The following is a 2601-nucleotide window of genomic DNA, read 5'->3' on the forward strand; positions in this document are numbered from 1 at the left end:
ATTCCGTTTTAAGTGCGCCGTTTTGCTTTGTAAATCAAGTGATTATATCAATTAATTGATATAATCATAGGCTGTTGGAGTGCCTATTGCAAGCCTGACTTATCCTTACCCAGTAATGGGTTTGAACCTCGAAAGAGGGAGGGGAGTGTAGCATGTCAGGAAAAGGCTGGTTGCGGGGAAATAACCTACTTTGCGCCAGTCATTGCAAGTCCCATATGGTTAAGCCTGATTGGTTGAATCATAGTTCATAGTGGGTTTCGGGATGCCTTTGACTCACGGTTATTCAGGAGTCATACCAATATTTATAGTGATTATGATTAGAAGGTTACTATATCCAACAATATTTGGCACCTGCTCGGTGAGAGTGGCAATTGAACGTAAGTGGAACCTAAGTGGGACGCACCTTGACTACAAAGAAATACGGGATTACCTAAGTTGGTTAAGTAATTAGCCAATAAGGTAACGGAGACTCCGTAGTACCCAAAGTAATTCTGTAATGGAATCGCAATTGGCTAACCAATCTGAAGAATATATATAAACCAATGAGTAATCATTGGTGAAATTATATTTGTAAGGGGGAAGGGAGTCAGTTGGAACAATACCAATAGAAGCGAGGTTCGATAGTCAGTGCTATCACAAAGAACACTCAATGCACTAAGTGGTATAAGCAAAGCCAGTATACAAGGTCATAAGATCAAGAAATTGCATAAGATCATGTGTAGCAATAAAGATCTTTGGGTGCAGGCCTATGCCAATATTTATTCCAATCGGGGAGCCATGACGAAAGGAATAAATAATAACACGATGGATGGAATGAGTGTCGATAGGATTATCAATCTTATTGAAACCATTAATTCAAATACGTATAAACCCAAGCCTTGTAGGCGCATATACATACCTAAAGATGCCCAAAAACCAAATGGAAAGAAACGTCCGCTAGGTATTCCCTCTGGAGACGATAAATTAATACAAGAAGTAATGAGAATGTTGCTGGAAGAAATTTATGAACCGGTTTTTAGTGACTGGAGTTATGGATTCAGACCAAAACGTTCTTGCCATTCTGCATTAAAAGAAATCCGAAACGGCTGGAAAGGAACAAAATGGGTATGTAATGTCGATATCAAAGGTTACTTCGACAACATTGACCATGATCTATTGCTGAAATTCTTAAGCAAGCGGATCGCTGATAACAAATTTTTGGCGCTTCTCAAGAAGTTCCTGAAAGCTGGATATCTGGACAATTGGCGTTACTTTGGTACTCATAGCGGAACACCGCAAGGTGGTATTATTTCCCCTGTCCTTGCCAATGTATTTCTCCACGAACTTGATGAATTTATGAAAGTCAGAATTAGCAAGTTCGGCAAAGGAGGACGAAGGAAACCCAATCCCATATATAAAAGAGCACTACAAAACCGGGCAAATCGTATTAAATGGATCAGGCAAGGTTTCGGCGCTTCTGGAATGCCTGCTGATGAGCAGAAAATCCAAAAATGGAAACACGAAGCGGATGAATTGGAAAAGCAATTGCGCACTCTACCCAGTGTCATCATGGACGATACTGAATTCAAAAGAATGCGATATGTTCGATATGCTGATGATTTTCTTATTGGTGTGATAGGAAGTAAAGGTGAGGCAAAGACGGTAATGAAAGAGGTTGTCGATTTTGTTGAAACTGAACTTCGGCTGGAAATATCAAAAGAAAAGTCAGGCATTATTGACCCGAAGAAAGGATTCATTTTTCTCGGTTATGAAATTAAAGCACGGCGGGAAAGCAAACAGGTCAAGTGTGTTGTAGGGCTTAACGCAGATGGAAGTAAGACTCATGCGGTCAAACGTACGATAACGGAACATATCCATCTGGGCATACCGAGAGATAAAATTCAGAGATTCTGCTCTCTACATGGCTATGGGAATTACGATGGCGGATATGGTAATAGCGCTAATCGGCCAGCAATGATGCATATGTCTGACTATGAAATAATTGGTCAGTACAATGCTGAAATGCGCGGCTATGCGAATTATTACAATCTTGCACCAGTTCTCTATCTCAATAAGTTGCATTGGATATGGGAAAATAGTCTTTATAAGACGCTGGCGGGTAAACATCGGACATCACGTACCAAAATTGCACGACGATTAAGGCAAGCTGATGGCAGATATGTTTATCGGGAAAATCGTAATGATAAGATATATGAGGTGGAAGTATTCAGACTCAAAAATAGAAGTGCGCCAAAATACAGTCCACCAGATATATTACCGAATACGTATAAATATTCTGGTAGAACTGAACTGCTGGACAGGATGGCAGCATCCCAATGTGAATATTGTTGTACCAAAACCGGCCCTTTTGAAGTCCACCATGTGAGGAAGCTTAAGGACATCAAAGCGGGAACGGATAACTGGAAGAAGCTGATGATTGCCCGTAATAGGAAAACATTAGTGCTTTGCCGGATGTGTCACGTAAAACTTCACAGAGGAACACTGCCAGACCGAAGAACCTTTGTTTGATCCAATGGAGAGCCGTATGCATAGAAATGTGCACGTACGGTTCGGTGGGAGGGCAACGGCTAACCCGTTTCGGGCGCACGTGCCCTACCCAAC

The 2601-nt window shown here is 41.3% G+C and carries 1 protein-coding gene; it reads left to right on the forward strand.

The annotated features are described in order from the left end of the window. Nucleotides 1–627: 627 nt before the first annotated feature. A complete protein-coding gene (locus Xinn_RS20435; protein WP_086956838.1) occupies nucleotides 628–2508 on the forward strand; it encodes a reverse transcriptase domain-containing protein in 1881 nt (626 codons plus the stop codon). The last annotated feature ends 93 nt before the right edge of the window (nucleotides 2509–2601 follow it).

Source organism: Xenorhabdus innexi (assembly GCF_002632485.1).
Lineage (GTDB): Bacteria > Pseudomonadota > Gammaproteobacteria > Enterobacterales > Enterobacteriaceae > Xenorhabdus > Xenorhabdus innexi.